This is a genomic window from Streptomyces albidus (ex Kaewkla and Franco 2022) (assembly GCF_013870515.1).
Lineage (GTDB): Bacteria > Actinomycetota > Actinomycetes > Streptomycetales > Streptomycetaceae > Streptomyces > Streptomyces albidus.
The window spans coordinates 1-1,644 of sequence record NZ_JACBXA010000490.1 but is presented as its reverse complement, the minus strand read 5'-3'; the positions used below and the strand labels follow the sequence as shown (position 1 = coordinate 1,644).

The 1,644-nt window shown below is 70.7% G+C and carries 1 protein-coding gene and 1 pseudogene; both read left to right on the top strand.

All coding sequences use genetic code 11. The features are described from left to right. Nucleotides 1-573, top strand: a pseudogene (locus H5J26_RS30810) (serine/threonine protein kinase); the annotation flags it as partial. Nucleotides 574-692: 119 nt separating this feature from the next. Next, nucleotides 693-1,644 (top strand): serine/threonine-protein kinase (locus H5J26_RS30805; RefSeq protein ID WP_181769228.1); only part of this gene is annotated, 952 nt, incomplete at its 3' end.

Sequence of the window (1,644 nt, the reverse complement as noted above, 5' to 3'; positions counted from 1 at the left end):
AAGGGAGCCCAGGGCGGCCCCAACAGCGACCCGACCCAGGTCATGCCGCCGGTCCCCGGTGCGCCTCCGCAGGTCGGGCAGCCCCCCGAGGGTGCCCAGCCCGAAGGCCCGCACCCCTGGCAGAACCAGATGCGTGCCGCGCGTGACCGCAACGAGCAGACGCAGGTCCAGCCGCTCGACCCGAACATGGATCCGCTGCGGCGCCGCCCGCAGCGCCAGCAGCCGCCACCGCAGCAACGTCAGCAGCAGGGGCCTCCGCCGCAGCAGTACGGCCAGCAGCGCCCTCCGGCTCAGCAGCCGCCTCCCAGGCGGTACGAGCCGCAGCGCCCGCCGCCACCCGAGCCCCGCCCCAGGCGCGAGCCCCGGCAGCGCAGCGCGAACCCGATGCACATCCCCGGTCTCGGCTGTCTCAAGGGCTGCCTGTTCATGATCCTTCTCATGGGCGTGGCGGCGGTGCTCATCTGGAATCTGACGCCCCTTCCCGAGTGGTGGGAACAGGGGAAGGATTTCTGGCAGTCCGTCGAGAACATCTTCGACAAGCTGGGGAACCTGGTCGACAGCGGTCCGAAATAGTCGCCGGAGTAGGCGAGTTCGGAGATTTGTCGACTTACCGGGTGGGAATTCCCGCTCGAAAGTGACGGTTAGCGCATCCTGGCCCCTCAACGGCCCTTCCGCCGCGTAGTTTTGTCGCTATGGCACGGAAGATCGGCAGTCGCTACACCGCTCACCAGATCCTGGGACGCGGCAGCGCCGGCACGGTGTGGCTGGGTGAAGGGCCCGACGGCCCGGTCGCGGTCAAACTCCTGCGCGAGGACCTCGCCTCCGACCAGGATCTGGTGGAGCGGTTCGTCAGGGAGCGCAGTGCCCTGCTCTGCCTGGACCACCCCCGTGTGGTCGGCGTCCGCGATCTCGTCGTCGACGGCAACGACCTCGCGCTCGTCATGCAGCTGGTCCGCGGCACGGATCTGCGCACGCGGCTCGAGCACGACCGCAGGCTCATGCCGCAGGCCGCTGTCGCCATCGCCGCGGACATCGCCGACGGGCTGGCGGCCGCGCACGCGGCGGGCATCGTGCACCGCGACGTCAAGCCGGAGAACGTCCTGCTCGACGCCCTCGCTCCCCCCGGGCCCGGCAGTGCGCCGCCCGCGCTGCTCACGGACTTCGGCGTCGCCAAGCTGATCGACTCGCCCCGCACCACACGCGCGACGTCGATCATCGGCACCCCCGACTATCTGGCGCCCGAGATCGTGGAGGGCCTGCCGCCGCGCGCCTCCGTCGACATATACGCGCTCGCCACCGTCCTCTACGAACTGCTCGCCGGATTCACGCCGTTCGGCGGCGGGCACCCCGGTGCGGTCCTGCGCCGCCACGTCACCGAATCGGTGGCGCCCCTGCCCGGCATTCCCGACGAGCTGTGGCAGCTGATCCACCAGTGCCTCGCGAAGGCACCGGCCTCCCGGCTCCGCGCGGTGGAGGTCGCCGAGAGTCTGCGCGAGCTGCTGCCGAGCCTCGTCGATCTGCCCACGCTGGACATCGACGAGCAGGTGGACGAGGCGTACGAGCCCTACGAGACCTATGAGAACGGTCACGACTCCTCGGAGGCGTACGGGCAGTCCGCCGGCCAGGACAGGCATCCGCACCCCG